General features: G+C 70.1%; 15 protein-coding genes. 2 read left to right on the plus strand and 13 right to left on the minus strand.

The features are described from left to right. Positions 1-79: 79 nt before the first annotated feature. The 9 genes from BX283_RS16080 to BX283_RS16120 form a co-directional block, all read right to left on the minus strand. Positions 80-1,609 (minus strand): CYTH and CHAD domain-containing protein, encoded by a 1,530-nt coding sequence (locus tag BX283_RS16080; protein ID WP_101388298.1) that lies wholly within the window; start codon positions 1,607-1,609, stop codon positions 80-82. A 103-nt stretch (positions 1,610-1,712) separates the two neighbouring features. After that, positions 1,713-2,903, minus strand: coding sequence for a rod shape-determining protein RodA (gene rodA, locus BX283_RS16085; protein WP_101388299.1), 1,191 nt, complete (start codon positions 2,901-2,903; stop codon positions 1,713-1,715). Then, positions 2,903-5,104, minus strand: coding sequence for a penicillin-binding protein 2 (mrdA, locus tag BX283_RS16090; RefSeq protein ID WP_101388300.1), 2,202 nt, complete (start codon positions 5,102-5,104; stop codon positions 2,903-2,905). Before mrdA ends, rodA begins: the two co-directional genes overlap by 1 nt. Positions 5,105-5,120: 16 nt before the next feature. Continuing rightward, positions 5,121-5,804, minus strand: a complete 684-nt coding sequence (mreD, locus tag BX283_RS16095) for a rod shape-determining protein MreD (protein ID WP_101388301.1) — start codon at positions 5,802-5,804, stop codon at positions 5,121-5,123. A gap of 12 nt (positions 5,805-5,816) precedes the next feature. Further along, complete coding sequence (gene mreC, locus BX283_RS16100; RefSeq protein WP_101388302.1) at positions 5,817-6,923, minus strand: rod shape-determining protein MreC; 1,107 nt, start codon at positions 6,921-6,923, stop codon at positions 5,817-5,819. A 136-nt stretch (positions 6,924-7,059) separates the two neighbouring features. Further along, positions 7,060-8,079, minus strand: a complete 1,020-nt coding sequence (locus tag BX283_RS16105; protein WP_053727412.1) for a rod shape-determining protein — start codon at positions 8,077-8,079, stop codon at positions 7,060-7,062. A gap of 328 nt (positions 8,080-8,407) precedes the next feature. Beyond that, the gene (ndk, locus tag BX283_RS16110) at positions 8,408-8,821 is read right to left on the minus strand and encodes a nucleoside-diphosphate kinase (protein ID WP_101388303.1); all 414 of its coding nucleotides are present in this window, start codon (positions 8,819-8,821) and stop codon (positions 8,408-8,410) included. A gap of 136 nt (positions 8,822-8,957) precedes the next feature. Beyond that, positions 8,958-9,308, minus strand: a complete 351-nt coding sequence (locus BX283_RS16115) for a DUF4233 domain-containing protein (protein ID WP_101388304.1) — start codon at positions 9,306-9,308, stop codon at positions 8,958-8,960. A 6-nt stretch (positions 9,309-9,314) separates the two neighbouring features. Beyond that, a complete protein-coding gene (locus BX283_RS16120) occupies positions 9,315-10,826 on the minus strand; it encodes a folylpolyglutamate synthase/dihydrofolate synthase family protein (RefSeq protein ID WP_101388305.1) in 1,512 nt (503 codons plus the stop codon). Positions 10,827-10,927: 101 nt separating this feature from the next. Here BX283_RS16120 and BX283_RS16125 point away from each other — a divergent pair, with 101 nt between their 5' ends. Then, positions 10,928-11,935, plus strand: coding sequence for a rod shape-determining protein (locus BX283_RS16125; protein WP_101392373.1), 1,008 nt, complete (start codon positions 10,928-10,930; stop codon positions 11,933-11,935). Positions 11,936-12,112: 177 nt separating this feature from the next. Here BX283_RS16125 and BX283_RS16130 read toward each other — a convergent pair whose 3' ends face one another. Together BX283_RS16130 and BX283_RS16135 are read right to left on the minus strand one after the other, a co-directional pair. Beyond that, complete coding sequence (locus BX283_RS16130) at positions 12,113-13,216, minus strand: sensor histidine kinase (protein WP_101392374.1); 1,104 nt, start codon at positions 13,214-13,216, stop codon at positions 12,113-12,115. A 149-nt stretch (positions 13,217-13,365) separates the two neighbouring features. After that, positions 13,366-15,990 carry a valine--tRNA ligase gene (locus tag BX283_RS16135; RefSeq protein ID WP_101388306.1) on the minus strand — a complete coding sequence of 875 codons (2,625 nt, stop codon included), beginning with the start codon at positions 15,988-15,990 and terminating at the stop codon, positions 13,366-13,368. 139 nt (positions 15,991-16,129) lie between these two features. On the opposite strand from BX283_RS16135, the gene BX283_RS16140 reads away from it, so the two are divergent. Further along, a complete protein-coding gene (locus tag BX283_RS16140) occupies positions 16,130-17,047 on the plus strand; it encodes a hypothetical protein (protein ID WP_101388307.1) in 918 nt (305 codons plus the stop codon). A gap of 77 nt (positions 17,048-17,124) precedes the next feature. Here BX283_RS16140 and clpX read toward each other — a convergent pair whose 3' ends face one another. Both clpX and BX283_RS16150 read right to left on the minus strand, forming a co-directional pair. Beyond that, on the minus strand, positions 17,125-18,417 hold the full coding sequence (clpX, locus tag BX283_RS16145) for an ATP-dependent Clp protease ATP-binding subunit ClpX (RefSeq protein ID WP_067158960.1): 1,293 nt from the start codon (positions 18,415-18,417) through the stop codon (positions 17,125-17,127). 166 nt (positions 18,418-18,583) lie between these two features. Beyond that, complete coding sequence (locus BX283_RS16150) at positions 18,584-19,261, minus strand: ATP-dependent Clp protease proteolytic subunit (protein WP_306822805.1); 678 nt, start codon at positions 19,259-19,261, stop codon at positions 18,584-18,586. Between the last annotated feature and the right edge of the window lie 77 nt (positions 19,262-19,338).

Genomic DNA, 19,338 nt, shown 5'->3' on the forward strand with positions numbered 1-19,338 from the left:
CTTTCGTGAGCTGGCAGGGGGCGACTCTCTAGCGTAACCCGCCCGGGAGGTGCCCCCCGCCCGCCGGAATCCCCCCGGCTCAGGCCGACAGCCGCTTCCGCAGCTGCGGCCGGGAGGCCTTCCGCCAGACTTCCGGCAGCTCGCGCTCGCGGTCGGCGGCCGTCGCCTCCTCCTGGCCATGGAGAAGTCCCCAGGTGAACGCGGACTCGCCGGCCAGATGGGCCTGGATCGCCAGGCCGCGCAGGGCCTCGCGGGCCACCACGCTGTCCTGGTGGTCGCCCAGGACCGTCTGCACCGCCTTCATCCTCTTGGCGAACTTCTTCGCCGGGGCGCCCAGCGCGGGCTTGGCGGCCTCGGCCGCGTACCGGGCGCGCTTGGCCGCCTTGCGGGCCTCGTGCATGGCCAGGTCGCGCGGCCCGCCGGGGTCGAGCTCCAGGGCGTGCGCTATCCGGCCCGCCAGCCGCTCGTAGTCCTTGAGCACGGCCTTGGGCACCACCTCGGCAACCGGTCGGCGGGCCGCCGGGCGCAGCGGCGGGCCGTCAAGCAGGGCGTCCAGGGTGTCGAGCAGCGCGAGGTAGCGCCTGCTGTCCAGGACGGCGATGGTCTTGCGGCGCGAGCCGGAGCGGCGGGCGACGCTCCAGATGCGCAGGCGTCCGCGGACCGGGCCGAGCAGGAGGGGGCGGGGCAGGGCGGCGATGCGGCTCTGGAGGCGTTCGGTGAGGACCTCCTGGTCGCGGTCGACGCCGAGTTCGCCCGCGAGCCATTTGAGTTCTTCGCCGACGGGGTCGGTGACGGTCCGGTCGAGGACCTTTCCGTACGACTTGAAGGCGCTGCGCAGCCGACGCGTGGCGACGCGCATCTGGTGGACGGAGTCGGGCAGGTCGCGCCGGACGGCGGGGTCGAGGCCGACCAGGGCGTCGCGCTGGGCGCGGAGGTAGCCGAGGACGTGGTCGCCCGCGGTGGCCCTGTCCGTGGCCGGGGTCTGCTCGGCGGCCGGTGCCGCCTGGCCGGTCTCCGCCAGCGCCCGCGCCAGCTTGGACGCGCTGTGCGAGGGGCGCAGGCCCGCCTTGCGCAGGCGCTTCTCGACGCGGTCGAGCAGGGCGGGGTCCACGTCGTCGGCGAGCTCCACCTCGACCTCGGTCCAGGCGGCCGTGGCGCCCGGCGCCGGGCCCAGCCGCTCGGCCCGCACCGCGTCGACGCTCACCTCGGCGAGCAGCGTCCCCTCCCCGTCGAGCAGATGGCGTACGTGGCGGGAGGAGAGCAGCCGTACGACGGGGGTCACCGGGGTGTCGCGGACGCGGGAGCGCAGGAGGGCGGCCAGGGTGCGCGGGAGGTCCGGGGACAGGGGTGCGCGGATCTCGTCGCGGATGCCGGTGGCCACGGGGAACTTCAGGTGCCAGCCCGCGTCGTCGCCTCCTGTTCTGCGGCGCAGGGTGAGGGAGTCCGCGGCCAGGCGCAGGTCCTGGGTGTCGTAGTAGACCGCGTCCAGCTCGGCCACGCCCTTGTCCACGACGCCGGCGACGTCCGCGACCTTGGTGAGGTCGGGGAGCCGGACGTCGTCGCCGGTGGCTTCGTACTTCCGCTCGATCTCGCGCTTCGTCTCCGCCATGAATTGAATCTAGACGCGAAACGGGACCCTAAACAGAGCGCCGGACCGGCCATCGCGGCCGGTCCGGCACCCTTCACCCATCCTTCGCGGCCCTCGGCGGGCCCTATGCCGTTATCGGGCGCTGCACTCTGATCGACTGGAGCAGCCCGATCGCCACCCAGACCGCGAACATCGACGAGCCTCCGTACGACACGAACGGCAGCGGCAGGCCCGCCACCGGCATGATGCCGAGCGTCATCCCGATGTTCTCGAAGGACTGGAAGCCGAACCAGGCGATGATCCCGGCCGCCACGACCGTCCCGTACAGCTCGGTCGTCTCGCGGGCGATGCGGCAGGCGCGCCACAGGACCACGCCGAGCAGGACGAGGATCAGGCCCGCGCCGACGAAGCCGAGCTCCTCCCCCGCGACCGTGAAGACGAAGTCCGTCTGCTGTTCGGGGACGAACTGGCCGGTGGTCTGGCTGCCCTTGAACAGTCCGGTGCCGGTCAAGCCGCCGGAGCCGATGGCGATACGGGCCTGGTTGGTGTTGTAGCCGACGCCCGCCGGGTCCAGGTTGGGGTTGGCGAAGGCCGCGAAGCGGTTGATCTGGTACTCGTCGAGCAGCCCGAGCGCCGCCACCGCGACCGCGCCCGCCACGCCCGTCCCTATCAGGCCGAGCACCCACCGGTTGGAGGCTCCGGAGGCGAGCAGCACGCCCAGAATTATGATCACGATGACCATGACCGAGCCGAGGTCCGGCATCATCATGATGATCAGGATCGGCAGGGCGGCGAGGCCCAGCGACTTCATCACCGTGCGGTGGTCGGGATGGAGCTGGTCCCCGGCGTCGACGCGCGACGCCAGTATCATCGCCATCCCCAGAATGATGGTGATCTTGGTGAACTCGGACGGCTGGAGCGAGAAGCCGCCGCCGATGATGATCCAGGCGTGCGCGCCGTTGACGGTCGCGCCCAGCGGGGTCAGCACCGCGAGGATCAGCACCACCGAGAGCCCGTAGAGCACCGGCACCGCGCCGCGCAGGGTGCGGTGGCCCAGCCAGATCGTGCCGATCATCAGGCCGAGCCCGATGCCGGTGTTCATGGCGTGCCGGATCAGGAAGTAGTACGGGTCGCCGTTGTTGAGCTGGGTGCGGTTGCGGGTCGCGGACCACACGAGCAGCGAGCCGATGAAGGACAGCGCGAGCGCGGACAGCAGCAGCCACCAGTCGAGCCGGCGCAGCACCGAGTCGCGTGCGGTCAGCTTGGCGAAGGTGGAGCGCTCCGGCGCGTAGCGCTGGACGGAGAAACCGGCCATCAGTCCCTGCGCCCCCGTCCGCCGCCCCGGTTGTCGGTGTTGGCCGCGGCGAGCTGCTGCTCCCCGGTCTTCTTCTCGGGGACCTTCTGCGAGTCCGGGTCGTACGGCTCGATCTTCGGCGCGTCGATGGAGCCGTCGGCCTGGATCCGGGGCAGGGCCTGCTGCGGCTCGGGCAGCAGCGCGCGCTTGAGGTCCTGGTTGCCGGCGTCGTCGAGCCCGTAGAGCGCGTCGTAGATGTTGCGCACGGCGGGGCCGGAGGCGCCGGATCCCGTACCACCCTGGGAGATCGTCATGACGATCGAGTAGTCCTTGGTGTACGTGGCGAACCACGAGGTCGTCTGCTTGCCGTAGACCTCGGCGGTGCCGGTCTTGGCGTGCATCGGGATCTGCTTCTGCGGCCAGCCGCCGAACCGCCAGGCGGCCGTACCGCGGGTGGCGACTCCCGCGAGGGCTTCGTCTATGTCGTCGCGGGTGGCCTGGCTCATCGGCAGCCTGCCGTGCGACTTGGGCTTGATCTCCTTGACCGACTTTCCGTCGGCGCTGATCACGGCCTTGCCGACGGTCGGGTTGTAGAGGGTGCCACCGTTGGAGATCGCCGAGTAGATCGTCGCCATCTGGACGGGGGTGACGAGGGTGTCGCCCTGGCCGATGGAGTAGTTGACCGAGTCACCCGCGCGCATGAGGTTTCCCTCCAGGCAGTTCTCGTACTCGATCTTCTCGACGTAGTCGCCGTCCTTCTTGCCGTGCTTGCACCAGGCGTCCTTGTTGGCCTCCCAGAACCGCTGCTTCCACTGGCGGTCGGGGACCCGGCCGGGGACCTCGCTGGGCAGGTCGATGCCGGTCTTGGAACCCAGCCCGAAGTCGTGGGCGGTCTTGTAGAACCAGTCGGCGGCGTCCTTCTTCGGCTTCATACCGCCGTCCTTGAGCCACTGGTCGTGCGCGAGCCCGTAGTACACGGTGTCGCAGGAGACCTCCAGGGCCTGGCCGATGGTGATGTTGCCGTGGCCCTGCGACTCGAAGTTCTTGAAGACCTGGCCGCCGACCGAGTACGAACTCGGGCAGGGGTAGCTGCCGTTGAAGGAGTACCCGGCCCGCACGGCGGCCGCCGAGGAGACCACCTTGAAGATCGAGCCGGGGGCCGCCTGGCCCTGGATGGCGCGGTTCAGCAGCGGGTAGTTGGAGTCCTTGCCGGTGAGGGCCTGGTAGTCCTTGCCGGAGATGCCGCCGACCCAGGCGTTCGGGTCGTAGTTGGGCAGCGACGCCATCGCCACCACCCGGCCGGTCTTGGCCTCCATCACCACGACGGCGCCCGCGTCCGCCTTGTAGTTCTCGTTGGTGTTCTTGTCGAACTCCTTGCGTGCTTCCTCCATCGCGTGGTTCAGCTCGTACTCGGCGACGGCCTGCACCCGTGCGTCTATCGACGTGACGATGTTCGATCCCGGCTCGGCCTTGTCGCTCTGCGCCTGTCCGATGACCCGGCCGAGGTTGTCCACTTCGTAGCGGGTCACGCCCGCCTTGCCGCGCAGCTGCTTGTCGTACGTGCGCTCAAGGCCCGAGCGGCCCACCATGTCGGAGCGCAGATACGGCGAGTCGGTGTCCTTCGCCTTGGTGATCTCGTCGTCGGTGACCGGCGAGAGATAGCCAAGGACCTGCGCGGTGTTGGCCTTGCCCGGCGAGGTGTAGCGGCGCACCGCGGTGGGGTCGGCGGTGATGCCGGGGAAGTCCTCGGAGCGCTCGCGGATCTGGAGGGCCTGCTGGGTGGTGGCCTTGTCGGTGACCGGGATCGGCTGGTACGGCGAGCCGTTCCAGCACGGCTTGGGCGTCTTGGCATCGCACAGGCGGACCTTGTCCATGACGTCCTGCGGCTTCATGCCGAGCACGCCCGCGAGCCGGGTCAGCACCGCCTTGCCCTTGTCGGGCATCTTCGTCAGATCGGTGCGCGAGGCGGAGACCACGAGGCGGGTCTCGTTGTCGGCCAGCGGCACACCGCGGGCGTCCAGGATCGCGCCGCGCACGGCGGGCTGGACCACCTGCTGCACATGGTTGTTCTTCGCCTCGTCCTCGTACTCCTGCCCGTTGCGGATCTGGAGGTACCAGAGGCGCCCGCCGAGGGTGAGGAGCAGGGAGAAGACGAGGACCTGGATGATGATGAGGCGGATCTGCACCCGGGGGGTGCGTCCGGTCTCGGGGATGTTGCTCACGCCGTGGCCCCCTCGTTCACAGTCGCTTGACGCCCTTGATGCGGCCGGCCCGGGCCGCGCGGTTGCGGGCGGCCTTCACGCGCAGGCCGCCCTTCTGGTTGCCGATGCGCAGCCCGGTGCCGCCGGAGAGCCAGCCGGAGGCGATGCTCGTGCCGTTCTTGGCCGAGCCGCCGCCCCCGGACGTCTCGGCGAGCGGATCGTTCTCGGCCCGTCTGGCCACCGCCATGATCAGCGGCACCGTGAACGGGGCCAGGAGCAGGTCGTAGACGGCGGCCGTGAACAGCAGGTTCGTCAGGCCGACATGGCGGGCCGCGGTGTCGCCGACGAGGGCGCCCACGCCCGCGTAGAGCAGGGTGGAGCCGATGGCCGCGCAGACCACCACGACCATGGGCCCGGTGGCCGAGCGCAGTCGGCCGTGGTCGGGCTTGGCGAGCCCCGCCGCGTAACCGATCACGCAGAGGACCAGGGCGTACCGCCCGGCGGCGTGGTCGGCGGGCGGGGCCAGGTCGGAGAGCAGGCCCGCGCCGAAGCCGACGAAGGCGCCGCCGAGGTGGCCGTAGACGAGGGCCAGGCCCAGGACCGTGAGCAGCACCAGGTCCGGGACGGCGCCCGGGAGCTGGAGCCGGGCGAGGACGCTCACCTGGACGACGAGGGCGACGACGACCAGGGCGGAGGAGAGGATGACCCTGTTGATGCGCATCTGGATCAGCTCCTACTGGTCGCCGTCGGCGGCGGCGTTGTTCGCGTTCGGATCACCGTTCGGTACGGCGTTGGGCTTCCGGTTGGGATCTGCGTTGGGGTCCGCGTTCGGGTTGCCGTTGGGGTCGCCGTTCGGGATCGGCACGTTGGGGTCGCCGTTCGGGATCGGCACGTTGGGGTCCGCCGCGTTCGGGTTCGCCTGGTTCGGGTTGGGCGAGGGGGTGACCGTCACCGTCACGGTGGGCGTCGGGGTCGGCTTGGGCTTGGCGGGCAGCACCTGGTCACGCGGGTCGGTGCGCGGGGCCTGGACGACGACGCCGACGATGTCGAGCTTGGTGAACCCGACGTACGGACGGACGTAGATGGTGCGGGTCAGATCGCCGCCGGAGGGGTCGACCTTGACGACCTCGCCGACCGGGACGCCCGGTACGAACGGCTTGTCGGACTGCGAGCCGAAGGTCACCAGCCGGTCGCCCGCCTTGACCTTGGCCTTGCCGTTGAGCAGCTGCACCGAAAGCGGCCGGTCGCCCTGGCCGGTGGCGAAGCCCAGCTCGTCGCTGTTCTCCATCCGGGTGCCGACCGTGAAGTCCGGGTCGTTGGCGAGCAGGACGGTGGCGGTGGACGGGCCGACGGTGGTGACCCGGCCGACCAGACCCTCCCCGTTCAGCACGGTCATGTCGCGCTTGATGCCGTCGCGCGAGCCGGCGTCGATGGTGACGGTCCAGGAGAAGCCCTGGGCCGCTCCTATTCCGATGACCTGCGCGGCCTTGATGCCGTACTGGCCCTCGCCGGCGGTCTTGAGCATCGCGTCGAGCTGGTTCAGGCGCGAGCGGTTGCGGGCGTCGCTGCCGAGCTTCTGCTTCAGCGCCTCGTTCTCCCGCTGGAGGTCGGCGATCTTGTTGTGGCGCTCCCCCGAGTCGCGCACCGCCCCGATGGCGTTGCCGACCGGGTCGACGGCGGCCGCCATGCCGTTCTCCACCGGCCCGAACACCGTGGCGGCGGCCTGCCGGGCCCCGTCCACCGGTGAATTCTCCCCACCCCGGATGTCGACCGTGATCAGCGCGAACGCTACGGCGATCAGCAGCACCAGGAGCAGCCGGCTCTCTCGTGTGTCCCTCACGTGCGGCGGCCGTGCCTTCCTCGTCGGAATCTGTTCGATCTGTATATCAACGATCCGCCGTACGGGTTGGCAGTGGCCCGTACGGGCGGTCCCCCCAGGTCATCTGATGACTCGGGGGGACGGCTGCCGGTGGCGCTTATCGGCGCGGCTGGGCGTCGAGGACCTGCTGCAGCGCCTCGAACTCCTCGACGCACTTGCCGGAACCCAGAGCGACCGAATCCAGCGGGTCCTCGGCGATGTGGATCGGCATGCCGGTCTCGCGGCGCAGCCGCTCGTCGAGGCCGCGCAGGAGCGCGCCGCCGCCGGTGAGGACGATGCCGCGGTCCATGATGTCGCCGGAGAGCTCCGGCGGGCACTTGTCGAGCGTCGTCTTCACGGCGTCGACGATCGCGTTGACCGGCTCCTCGATGGCCTTGCGGACCTCGGCGGCCGAGATGACCACGGTCTTGGGCAGCCCGGAGACCAGGTCGCGGCCGCGGATCTCGGTGTGCTCGTCCTTGTCCAGGTCGTACGCCGAGCCGATGGTGATCTTGATCTGCTCGGCGGTGCGCTCACCGAGGAGGAGGCTGTACTCCTTCTTGATGTGCTGGATGATCGCGTTGTCCAGCTCGTCGCCGGCGACACGGATGGACTGCGCCGTGACGATTCCGCCGAGCGAGATCACCGCGACCTCGGTGGTGCCGCCGCCGATGTCGACGACCATGTTGCCGGTCGCCTCGTGGACGGGCAGGCCCGAGCCGATGGCCGCGGCCATGGGCTCCTCGATGATGTGCACCTGGCGGGCGCCGGCCTGCGTGGAGGCCTCGATGACGGCGCGGCGCTCGACTCCGGTGATGCCGGAGGGCACGCAGACGACGACGCGCGGGCGGGCCAGGTAACGCCGCTTGTGGATCTTCAGGATGAAGTAGCGGAGCATCCGCTCCGTGATCTCGAAGTCGGCGATGACGCCGTCCTTCAGCGGTCGTACGGCCACGATGTTGCCCGGCGTACGGCCGATCATCTTCTTCGCCTCGGCGCCGACCGCCAGGATGCCGCCGGTGTTGGTGTTGATGGCGACGACGGACGGCTCGTTCAGGACGATTCCGCGGCCCCTGACGTACACCAGCGTGTTGGCGGTCCCGAGGTCGACAGCCATGTCACGGCCGATGAACGACATGTTGTTGCTCCCCATGAGGATGCGTCCGGCCTTCCCTAATCGAGCGTTGACGGCTTTTTAGGTCGGCGAGGTGGGTGCTGTGGGCGTGAGGCTCCATCGTAGTGCCGCCTGCACGGACACGGCGCGTTGGTCCACCTCTGGTAATGGTGACGACGTGTCGGTGCGATGCGTTCCCGACTTCGCCCCGCATATGCCGAAGGGCGACCGAAATTCCTTCGGTCGCCCCAGGTCATGAGCGCTATATGGCTGATGCCCGGTCAGGCGGAGGACCGGAGCGGACCGGGGCCGGACCTCGGACGGAGCCGTGGACCGGACTCCGGACCGGACCTCAGACCAGACCCGGGAAGAAGATCTTCAGCTCGCGCTCGGCGGACTCCTCGGAGTCCGAGGCGTGGATGAGGTTCTCCCGGACGATGGTGCCGAAGTCGCCCCGGATGGAGCCGGGCGCGGCCGCGATCGGGTCGGTGGGGCCCGCCAGCTGGCGTACGCCCTCGATGACGCGCTCGCCCTCGGCGACGAGGACGACGACCGGGCCGGAGGCCATGAAGCCCATCAGCGGCTCGTAGAAGGGCTTGCCCTTGTGCTCGCCGTAGTGGGTCTCCAGGGTCTCCTGGTCCAGCGTGCGCAGCTCCATCGCCGGGATGGTCCAGCCGGCCTTGCGCTCGATCCGGCCGATGATCTCGCCGATCAGGCCGCGACGGACGGCGTCGGGCTTGAGGATGACGAGAGTGCGCTGGCTCATGGTGTACGGCTCCTTGCGGCATACGTGTGCGGTGGGGCCGAGGCTACAGGGGGCGCCGGAGGCGCCGACACCCGGATCAGCCTGTAGGGGCGCGGGGAACCGCGCGCTCGGTCACACACGGCCCGCAGCCGAAGGCCTACACCTGCGGCTCTGCCTCAGCCTGGGCCGCAAACCTCGCCTTCGCCGCGTCCACCTGGCGGCCGTAGTGGATCGAGGCCCACCACAGCCCGGCGAAGACCGCGCCCAGGAAGAACATGTGCGGGACGACGAAGCCGCTCGCGATCAGCGCGATCTGGAGCGCCCAGCCCAGCTGGAGGCCGCCGGGACGGGTCAGCACACCGCACAGGAGCAGCGAGAACAGCATGGCGATGCCGCTGACCGTCCACACCGTGGACACGGTGAGGCTGTCGTCCTTCATGGCGACCAGACCGGCGAACCCGATGACGAAGAATTCACCGATGAGGGTGGAAGCGCAGAGCGTGCGCATCGGGCGTCAGCCCCTTCCCAGGAGCAGCCGGGCCTCGCCGACCGTGATCACGGAACCGGTGACGAGGACCCCCGCACCGGCGTACTCGTCCTCTTCCTCCGCCAGGGTGATCGCCGCCTCCAGGGCGTCGTCCAGGCGCGGCTCGACCACCACCCGCTCGTCGCCGAAGACCTCGACGGCGACCGCGGCCAGCTCGTCGACGTCCATCGAGCGGTGGCTGGTGTTGGCGGTGACGACGACCTCGGCGAAGACCGGCTCGAAGGCCTCCAGGAGGCCCTTCACGTCCTTGTCGGCGCTGGCCGCGACCACGCCGATCAGCCGCGAGAAGCCGAACGCCTCGGTCAGGCCCTCGGCCGTGGCCTGCGCGCCCGCCGGGTTGTGGGCGGCGTCCAGGACGACGGTGGGGCTGCGGCGCACGACCTCCAGGCGGCCGGGCGAGAGGACCGAGGCGAACGCCTTGCGGACGGTGTCCACGTCCAGCGGGCGGGCGTGCTCGGAGCCGATGCCGAAGAACGCCTCGACGGCGGCGAGCGCGACGGCCGCGTTGTGCGCCTGGTGCGCGCCGTACAGCGGCAGGAAGACGTCCTCGTACTCCCCGCCGAGGCCGCGCAGCGTCAGGAGCTGGCCGCCGACGGCGACCTCGCGCGCGACGATGCCGAACTCCATGCCCTCGCGCGCAACCGTCGCGTCCGCCTCGACGGCCTTCTTCAGCATCACCTGGGCCGCGTCGACCGGCTGCTGGGCCAGGATCACGGTCGCGTCCTGCTTGATGATCCCGGACTTCTCGACGGCGATCTCGGCGGGCGTGGAGCCGAGCCGGTCGGTGTGGTCGAGGGAGATGGGGGTGACGACGGCCACCGACGCGTCGATCACGTTCGTCGCGTCCCAGCTGCCGCCCATGCCGACCTCGACGACCGCCACGTCCACGGGGGTGTCCGCGAACGCCGCGTACGCCATACCGGTGAGGACCTCGAAGAAGGAAAGGCGGTACTCCTCCTTGGTGTCGACCATCTCCACGTACGGCTTGATGTCCTCGTACGTCTCGATGAAGCGCTCGGCCGTGATCGGCGCGCCGTCCAGGCTGATGCGCTCGGTGATCGACTGGACGTGGGGGGACGTGTACCGCCCGGTGCGCAGGTCGAAGGCGGAGAGCAGCGCCTCGACCATGCGGGCCGTGGACGTCTTGCCGTTGGTGCCGGTGATGTGGATCGAGGGGTACGCCCGCTGGGGCTCGCCCAGGACGTCCATCAGCGCCGAGATGCGGGTGACGGACGGCTCCAGCTTGGTCTCGCCCCAGCGCGTCGCCAGCTCCGTCTCGACCGCGCGCAGCGCCTTGTCGACCTCGGGGTCGGCAGGCCGTGCGGGGACGGGGTCGGCCTGCGGGGCGCCGCCTTGGGTGCGCAAGGTGCGGCTGCCGGCCTCGATCACCGCCAGGTCGGGGTCGCGCTGTGTCTCCGCCTCGACGATGTCGTCGAAGTGGTCGTCGGGGCTGCTGCTGCGGTCGGGCTGCTCGGTCACGCCCCCAGTCTACGGAGGGGCACCGACAGGACATTGGACCCGCCCCTTTCGGGACGTTCGGCCCGCCGCGCCCACAGGGGGCGGGGGCAAACTTGGCGATCATGGACATAGGGATCGACCTCGGCACGGCCAACACGCTTCTGTACGCGCGCGGTCAGGGCATCGTGCTCAACGAACCGTCCGTGGTGGCGATGAAGGACGGCGGGCGCACGGCGCTGGCCGTCGGGACGGAGGCCAAGGAGACCATCGGCCGTACGCCGGGCTCGATCACCGCGATCCGTCCACTGCGGGACGGGGTGATCAGCGACTACGAGGCGGCGGAGGAGATGATCCGCCACTTCGTGAGGAAGGCGGTGCCGGGGCGGCGGCCACGCACCCGGATGGTGGTGTGCGTGCCCAGCGGGGTGACGCCCGTGGAGCGCCGGGCGATCGTGCAGGCCTCGCAGCGGGCGGGGGCGCGGGCCGTCCACCTCATCGAGGAGCCGATGGCGGCGGCGATCGGGGCGGGGCTGCCGGTGGCGGAGCCGCGGGGGTCGATGGTGGTGGACATCGGCGGCGGCACGACGGAGGTGGCGGTGATCTCGCTCGGCGGGATCGTCACGTCCCAGTCCCTGCGGGTCGGCGGCGACCGGCTTGACGCGGCGATCACGGACTACGTGCGCAAGGAGCACGGGCTGCTGATCGGGGAGCGTACGGCGGAGGACGTGAAGGTCGCGATCGGGTCGGCGTGGCCGGTCCCCGAGGACACGGAACTGGAGTCCCGTACGTTCCCGGTGCGCGGCCGGGAGAAGGTGGGCGGCCTCCCCCGGACCCTCGCCCTGCCGGCGCGGGAGGTGCGGGCGGCCCTGGACGAGCCGGTGGCGCAGATCGTGGCCGCGGTGCGGGCGACGCTGGAGGAGTGCCCGCCGGAGCTGTCCGGGGACGTGATGGAGCACGGGATCGTGCTGACGGGCGGCGGCGCGCTCCTCCCCGGCCTGGACCTCCGGCTCGCGTCCGCGACGGGGATCGCGGTGTTCGTGGCGGAGGCGGCACTGGAGTGCGTGGCGGTGGGGACGGGCCGGTGCGTGGAGGACTTCGACGGGTTGCAGCGGGTGCTGACGGCGAAGTAGGGCCCCTCCCCGCCCCTTCCCTAAACCCTCCGGGGGATCCCGTTCGTCTGCGGACCGTGCTGGGTTGCTCGCGCAGTTCCCCGCGCCCCTACAGGGCGCCCCGCAGGGGCGCTTTTAGGGGCGCGGGGAACTGCGCGACCAGCCACCCACCGACCCGCAGACGAACACCTGGCCGCATCACGCCGTCCCCGACGGCAGCGTCGCCTCGACCTCGTACGTCGTCGACGTGCGCCGCGTCGTCAGCGCACCCCCCATGCTCTCCACCCGCTCCCGCATCGAGAACGTCCCCGTCCCCGACGACACCGGCGCCGTGGGCGGCACCGTGGACGGCAGGCGGTTGCGGACGTGGACGTGGAGTTCGCCGCCCCGGACGCCGATCGTCACCGCGACCCCCTCCCCCCGCGCGTGCTTCACCGCGTTCGTCAGGCACTCCTGCACCACCCGGTACACCGCCGCCTGGCGCAGCGGGGAGAGGCCGTACGCCCGGTCGGAGACCGACAGCGTCACCGGCGTCCCGGCCCGGCGCGTCTCCGCCGCCAGGGACGCCAGGCCGTCCAGGCCCGGGGTCGCCGTGCGCTCGTCCGCCCGCGCCACGATGATCTCGTTGAGCATGTGGTGGGCCCGGCGCGCCGTCTCGGCCAGGGAGTCGAAGTCCTGCTCGTGGGGGCCGCCCAGGGCCCGCCGCGCCCGTACCTCCGCCGTCACCGCCAGCATCGTCAGCTCGCGCCCCACCATGTCGTGGACGTCCCGCGCCACCGACGCCCGCTCGGCCTGCACGGCTTGGAGCGCCTGGACCTCGCGTACGAGATCGAGGCGGTACGTGGCCACGCCCACCGCCGACGACAGCACCCCCACCGGCACCACGATGCTCAGATACGAGCTGAGCGAGTCGGCCCGGTGCTCGGGCCAGCCCGGGACGTAGAACAGCGAGCAGGCCACCGCCACGTACAGCACCGTCGCCACCACCGCCGTGCGCCGGCCCCGGAAGCGGCCGAGCGAGTACAGCGCGAACTGGATCAGCGTGAGCTGGTGCAGCCAGCCGAGGAAGACCAGGGCGGCCAGGTAGGGGATCCACGGCCATGTGCGGCGCAGCAGCAGCGTGGCCGAGCCCGCCGCGAGCACCGGCGGCACGGTGGCCCCGGTCAGGGAGTTGTCCGCCGCCGCCAGACCCGGCACATCGATGATCATCAGCGCGAAGGCGGTCAGCGCGATCACCACGTCCAGCGCCCGGTCGTCACCCAGCGCGCGCCGCAGCGCGGAGGCGGGGGACGGAGCGTGCATGCCTTCCATCATGCAAGGTCTTTGGGCCTTTCATGGCTGACTTTCGACCCTTTTCGGGGCCGATCGCGTGATGTGTCCCACGTCGGACCGGGGCGCGAAAACGAAGAACCCCGGACCGTTCAACGGTCCGGGGCCCTTCTTCGGCTCGGTTACGCCTGCGGCAGGTTCGCCAGCTGCGTCGTGATCCGGTCGATGTCCGCCTCGGCCTTGGCCAGGCGCGTACGGATCTTGTCGACCACGTTGTCCGGCGCCTTGGCGAGGAACGCCTCGTTGCCGAGCTTCGCCGTGGCCTGCTGCTTCTCCTTCTCGGCCGCGCCGAGGTCCTTCGCCAGGCGCTTGCGCTCGGCCTCCACGTCGATCGTGCCCGACAGGTCGAGCGCGACCGTGGCGCCCGCGACCGGCAGCGACGCGGTGGCGTGGAAGCCCTCGCCGGCCGGCTGGAGGCGCAGCAGCTGGCGGATGGCCGCCTCGTGCGGGGCCAGCGCCGTACCGGTCAGGGTCAGCTCGGCCGGGACCTTCTGGCCGGGCTGGAGGCCCTGGTCGGAGCGGAACCGGCGGACCTCGGTGACGACCTGCTGGACCAGCTCGATCTCGCGCTCGGCGGCCTCGTCGCGGAAGCCGGAGTCCTTCGGCCAGTCGGCGACGACGAGGGACTCGCCACCGGTGAGGGTCGTCCACAGGGTGTCCGTGACGAACGGGACGATCGGGTGCAGGACCCGCAGCATCACGTCCAGGACCTCGCCCAGGACCCGGCCGGAGACCTTCGCCTGCTCGCCGCCCTCGAAGAACGTCGTCTTCGACAGCTCGACGTACCAGTCGAAGACCTCGTCCCACGCGAAGTGGTAGAGCGACTCGCTGAGCTTGGCGAACTGGTAGTCGTCGTAGTACGCGTCGACCTCGGCCACGGTCTTGTTGAGCCGGGACAGGATCCAGCGGTCGACCGCCGACAGCTGCTCCACGGGCGGGAGTTCGCCCTCGACGGTGGCGCCGTTCATCAGCGCGAAGCGCGTCGCGTTCCAGATCTTGTTGGCGAAGTTGCGGGACGCCTGGACCCAGTCCTCGCCGATCGGCACGTCCGCACCGGGGTTGGCGCCCTTGGCCAGGGTGAAGCGGACGGCGTCCGAGCCGTACGCGTCCATCCAGTCCAGCGGGTCCACCGCGTTCGGGTTGGACTTCGACATCTTCTTGCCGAACTCGTCGCGGACGAGGCCGGTCAGGGCGACGGTGTGGAAGGGCGCCTCGCCCTCCATCGCGTACAGACCGAACATCATCATCCGGGCGACCCAGAAGAAGATGATGTCGTGGCCGGTGACCAGGACGTCGGTCGCGTAGAACTTGTCCAGGTCCGGGGTCTTCTCCGGCCAGCCGAGCGTGGAGAACGGCCACAGGCCGGAGGAGAACCAGGTGTCCAGGACGTCGGGGTCCTGGTGCCAGCCCTCGCCGGTGGGAACCTCGTCGTCGGGGCCGACGCAGACGACCTGGCCCTCCGGGCCGTACCAGATCGGGATGCGGTGGCCCCACCACAGCTGGCGCGAGATGCACCAGTCGTGCATGTTGTCGACCCAGTCGAAGTAGCGCTTCGACATGTCCTCGGGGTGGATCTTGACCCGGCCGTCGCGGACCGCGTCACCGGCGGCCTGCGCCAGCGGGCCGACCTTGACCCACCACTGCATGGACAGCCGCGGCTCGACGGTCGTCTTGCAGCGCGAGCAGTGGCCCACCGAGTGGACGTACGGCCGCTTCTCCGCGACGATCCGGCCCTGCTCGCGCAGCGCGCCGACGATGGTCGAGCGGGCCTCGAAGCGGTCCAGGCCGAGGAAGGGGCCGTGGACGGTGATGATGCCGTGCTCGTCCATGACGGTCATCGACGGCAGGTTGTGCCGCTGGCCGATGGCGAAGTCGTTCGGGTCGTGGGCGGGCGTCACCTTGACGGCGCCGGTGCCGAACTCGGGGTCGACATGCGTGTCCGCGACGACCGGGATCGTCCGGTCGGTCAGCGGCAGCTTGATCTGCTTGCCGATGAGGTGGGCGTAGCGCTCGTCGTCGGGGTGGACGGCGACGGCGGTGTCGCCGAGCATCGTCTCCGCGCGCGTGGTGGCGACGACCAGGGTGTCCTCGCCCTCGCCGTACGTGATCGAGACGAGCTCGCCCGCGTCCTCCTGGTACTCCACCTCAATGTCCGAGATGGCCGTCAGACAGCGCGGGCACCAGTTGATGATGCGCTCGGCGCGGTAGATCAGCTCGTCGTCGTACAGGTTCTTGAAGATCGTCTGGACGGCCTTGGACAGCCCCTCGTCCATGGTGAACCGCTCACGCGACCAGTCCAGACCGGCCCCGAGCCGCTTGAGCTGGCCGAGGATCCGGCCGCCGTACTCGTCCTTCCACTGCCACACGCGCTCGGTGAACGCCTCGCGCCCCAGGTCGTGGCGGGACTTGCCCTCTTCGGCGAGCTGCTGCTCGACCTTGTTCTGGGTGGCGATGCCGGCGTGGTCCATACCGGGCAGCCACAGGGTCTCGAAGCCCTGCATGCGCTTGCGGCGGGTCAGCGCGTCCATCAGCGTGACCTGGAAGGCGTGGCCCAGGTGCAGGGCGCCCGTGACGTTCGGCGGCGGGATGACGATGGTGTACGGGTCCTTGTCGCTGCCCGCGTCCGCCGTGAAGTAACCGCGCTCTACCCAGCGCTCGTACAGCTCCCCCTCTACCTGGGCCGGCGCGTACTGGGTCGGCAGTTCGGTGGTGGGCGCTGGGTTCTGCTGCTGAGTGTTCTCGGTCACGGGGCTCAGTTTAGAGGTGTCACGGGCCGGTACTGAAACGGGAATCTTTGGTAACGGTCGGGCCCCCGATGCGCCGTACCGCCGGGCCGTCCGCCAGGATGTCGGGATCGGATAAGCATTCCTAGGGGGATTCCCAGCAATGAGCTACAACCAGCCGGGCCCGTACGGCGGCCAGCCCCAGCAGCCCGGCCCGTACGGTCAGCAGCCGCCCCAGCAGCCGTACGGGCAGCCGCAGCCCGGCTACGGCTACCCGCAGCAGCCCCCGCAGGGCGTCCCGCCCCAGCAGGGCTACGGCTACCCGGCCCAGCAGCCCCAGTACGGCCAGCAGCCGCCCTACGGCGCACCGATGCCGCCGCCGCCCGCCCCCAAGAAGAAGACGGGCCTGATCGTGACGGCCGTCGTGGTCGCGGTCGCCGTGATCGGCGGCGGGGTGTGGTTCGCGACGAAGGGCGGGGGCGCCGGCAACGGGGACGTCTCGGCGAGCACCAAGGGCTACAAGCTGGTCGCGCCGGAGTCGGTCGGCGAGTACAAGAGCTCCGGCTCCTCCTCCGACAGGACGATGTCGGACAAGGAGAAGACGAAAGCCGAGGCGGCCGGGATCAAGGGCCCCTCGGAGGTGGGCACGTCCTACAAGACGGCCGGTGACGCCAGCAACCCGCTGGCGTCCAAGAGGTTGATATTCGACGGTTACTACGGCGACATCAGCGACCCGTCGAAGACGCTCGACAACATGTTCGCGAAGCTCCAGGAGAGCAGCGAGGACAAGAAGAGCGGCAAGGACGACACCAAGGTCGAGCCGGTCGGCAGCCCGAAGGCGGTCAAGCCCGCCGGGTTCTCGGGCGCGCTGATGAAGTGCCAGAACGTCAAGGTCACCGATACCAAGAAGTCGAAGTCATTCGAGGTCCCGGTCTGCATCTGGTCGGACTACAGCACGGTCGGCATCGTCGAGGCGATCGACGCGGCGGCCGTGCTGGGCACGGGCGGCACGGCCATGCCGACCGACCAGGTCGCCGACCTCGCCGCGAAGCTGTACAACACCGCGCGCGTGAAGAAGTAACCCAGGAGCAAGCACGAAGGGCGCCCGGCCGGTTGGATCTCCAACTGGCCGGGCGCCCTTGCGCGTTACGGGGTCGGCTACGCCGACTTCTCGTGGCGGCCGTCGTTCTTCACGATGCGGGGCTCGCGCGGGACCAGCGTCGGGTTGACGTTGTTGTGGACGACGTCCGAGGTGATGACGACGCGGGCCACGTCCTTGCGGGACGGGACCTCGTACATCACCGACATCAGGACTTCCTCCATGATCGCGCGCAGACCGCGCGCCCCCGTGCCGCGCAGGATCGCCTGGTCGGCGATGGCCTCCAGGGCCGGGCGGTCGAAGTCCAGCTCCACGCCGTCGAGTTCGAAGAGGCGCTGGTACTGCTTGACCAGGGCGTTGCGCGGCTCGACCAGGATCTGCAGGAGCGCCTCGCGGTCGAGGTTGTGGACCGAGGTCAGCACGGGCAGGCGGCCGATGAACTCGGGGATCATCCCGAACTTCACCAGGTCCTCCGGCATGACCTCCTGGAACTGGTCGCTCGCCTCGATCTCCCGCTTGGAGCGGATCGTCGCGCCGAAGCCGATGCCCTTGGCGCCGGCCCGGGACTCGATGATCTTCTCCAGGCCCGCGAAGGCACCGCCCACGATGAACAGCACGTTCGTCGTGTCGATCTGGATGAACTCCTGGTGCGGGTGCTTGCGGCCGCCCTGGGGCGGGACCGACGCCGTCGTGCCCTCCAGGATCTTGAGCAGGGCCTGCTGGACGCCCTCGCCGGAGACATCACGCGTGATCGACGGGTTTTCGCTCTTACGGGCCACCTTGTCGATCTCGTCGATGTAGATGATCCCCGTTTCGGCCTTCTTGACGTCGTAGTCGGCGGCCTGGATGAGCTTGAGGAGGATGTTCTCGACGTCCTCGCCCACGTACCCCGCCTCCGTCAGCGCCGTCGCGTCGGCGATGGCGAACGGGACGTTGAGCATCCGGGCGAGGGTCTGGGCGAGCAGCGTCTTGCCGGAGCCCGTGGGGCCCAGCAGCAGGATGTTGGACTTCGCCAGCTCGATGGCGTCGTCGCGGCCCTGCGCGCCGCCGTTCTCACCGGCCTGGACGCGCTTGTAGTGGTTGTAGACCGCCACGGAGAGCGCCTTCTTGGCGGGCTCCTGGCCCACCACGTAGCTCTCCAGGAACTCGTAGATCTCGCGCGGCTTGGGCAGTTCCTCCCACCGCACCTCGGAGGACTCGGCGAGCTCCTCCTCGATGATCTCGTTGCAGAGATCGATGCACTCGTCGCAGATGTACACACCGGGGCCTGCGATGAGCTTCTTCACCTGCTTCTGGCTCTTCCCGCAGAACGAGCACTTGAGCAGGTCGCCGCCATCACCGATGCGTGCCACGAGGTGCTTCCCCTTCGCCTGGGAGACGCCACGTTCAGCGGCTCCTGGTGCCTCATATCCGACGGTACCTTGCCTGGCCCCCCGTTCGGGCCCCCTTGGCGCGGTTCACTTCGACGTGGACCGCCTCGTGCACGCCTCGTGCACCGCGCCAGGGGCTCCGGCTGCGTCAGGCGGCCGCGGCCGACGTCGTCTTGCGGGTCGACACGATCTGGTCGACCAGGCCGTACGCCAGGGCGTCCTCGGCGGTGAGGATCTTGTCCCGCTCGATGTCGTCCCGGATCTTCTCGATGGGCGTGGTGGAGTGCTTGGCCAGCATCTCCTCCAGCTGGCTGCGCATGCGCAGGATCTCGTTGGCCGCGATCTCCAGGTCGGAGAGCTGCTCGCGGCCGGTCTGCGAGGACGGCTGGTGGATCAGCACGCGCGCGTTGGGCAGCGCCATGCGCTTGCCGGGGGTGCCCGCGGCGAGCAGCACGGCGGCGGCGGAGGCCGCCTGGCCCATGCAGACCGTCTGGATGTCGGGCTTGACGAACTGCATCGTGTCGTAGATCGCCGTCAGCGCGGTGAACGAGCCGCCGGGGCTGTTGATGTAGATCGAGATGTCGCGGTCCGGGTCCATCGACTCCAGGCACAGCAGCTGCGCCATGACGTCGTTGGCGGAGGCGTCGTCGATCTGCACGCCGAGGAAGATCACGCGCTCCTCGAACAGCTTCGCGTACGGGTCGTACTCGCGCACGCCCTGCGAGGTGCGCTCGACGAAGCGCGGCACGATGTAGCGGTTGTCCACCTGCGGGCCGGTGTAGAGGCCGCTTGCGGAGAGGTTGTTCTGCATGTCGGGGTTCACCATCCTGGTGGCGTTCGGTGGGCTCGGGGGCTTCGGGGGCCGGGGCTGGGGTTCCCCGGCCCGGGGAGGTCCCGCGGGCC

The sequence above is a fragment of the Streptomyces sp. TLI_146 genome (genome assembly GCF_002846415.1).
In the GTDB taxonomy this organism is placed as follows: domain Bacteria; phylum Actinomycetota; class Actinomycetes; order Streptomycetales; family Streptomycetaceae; genus Streptomyces.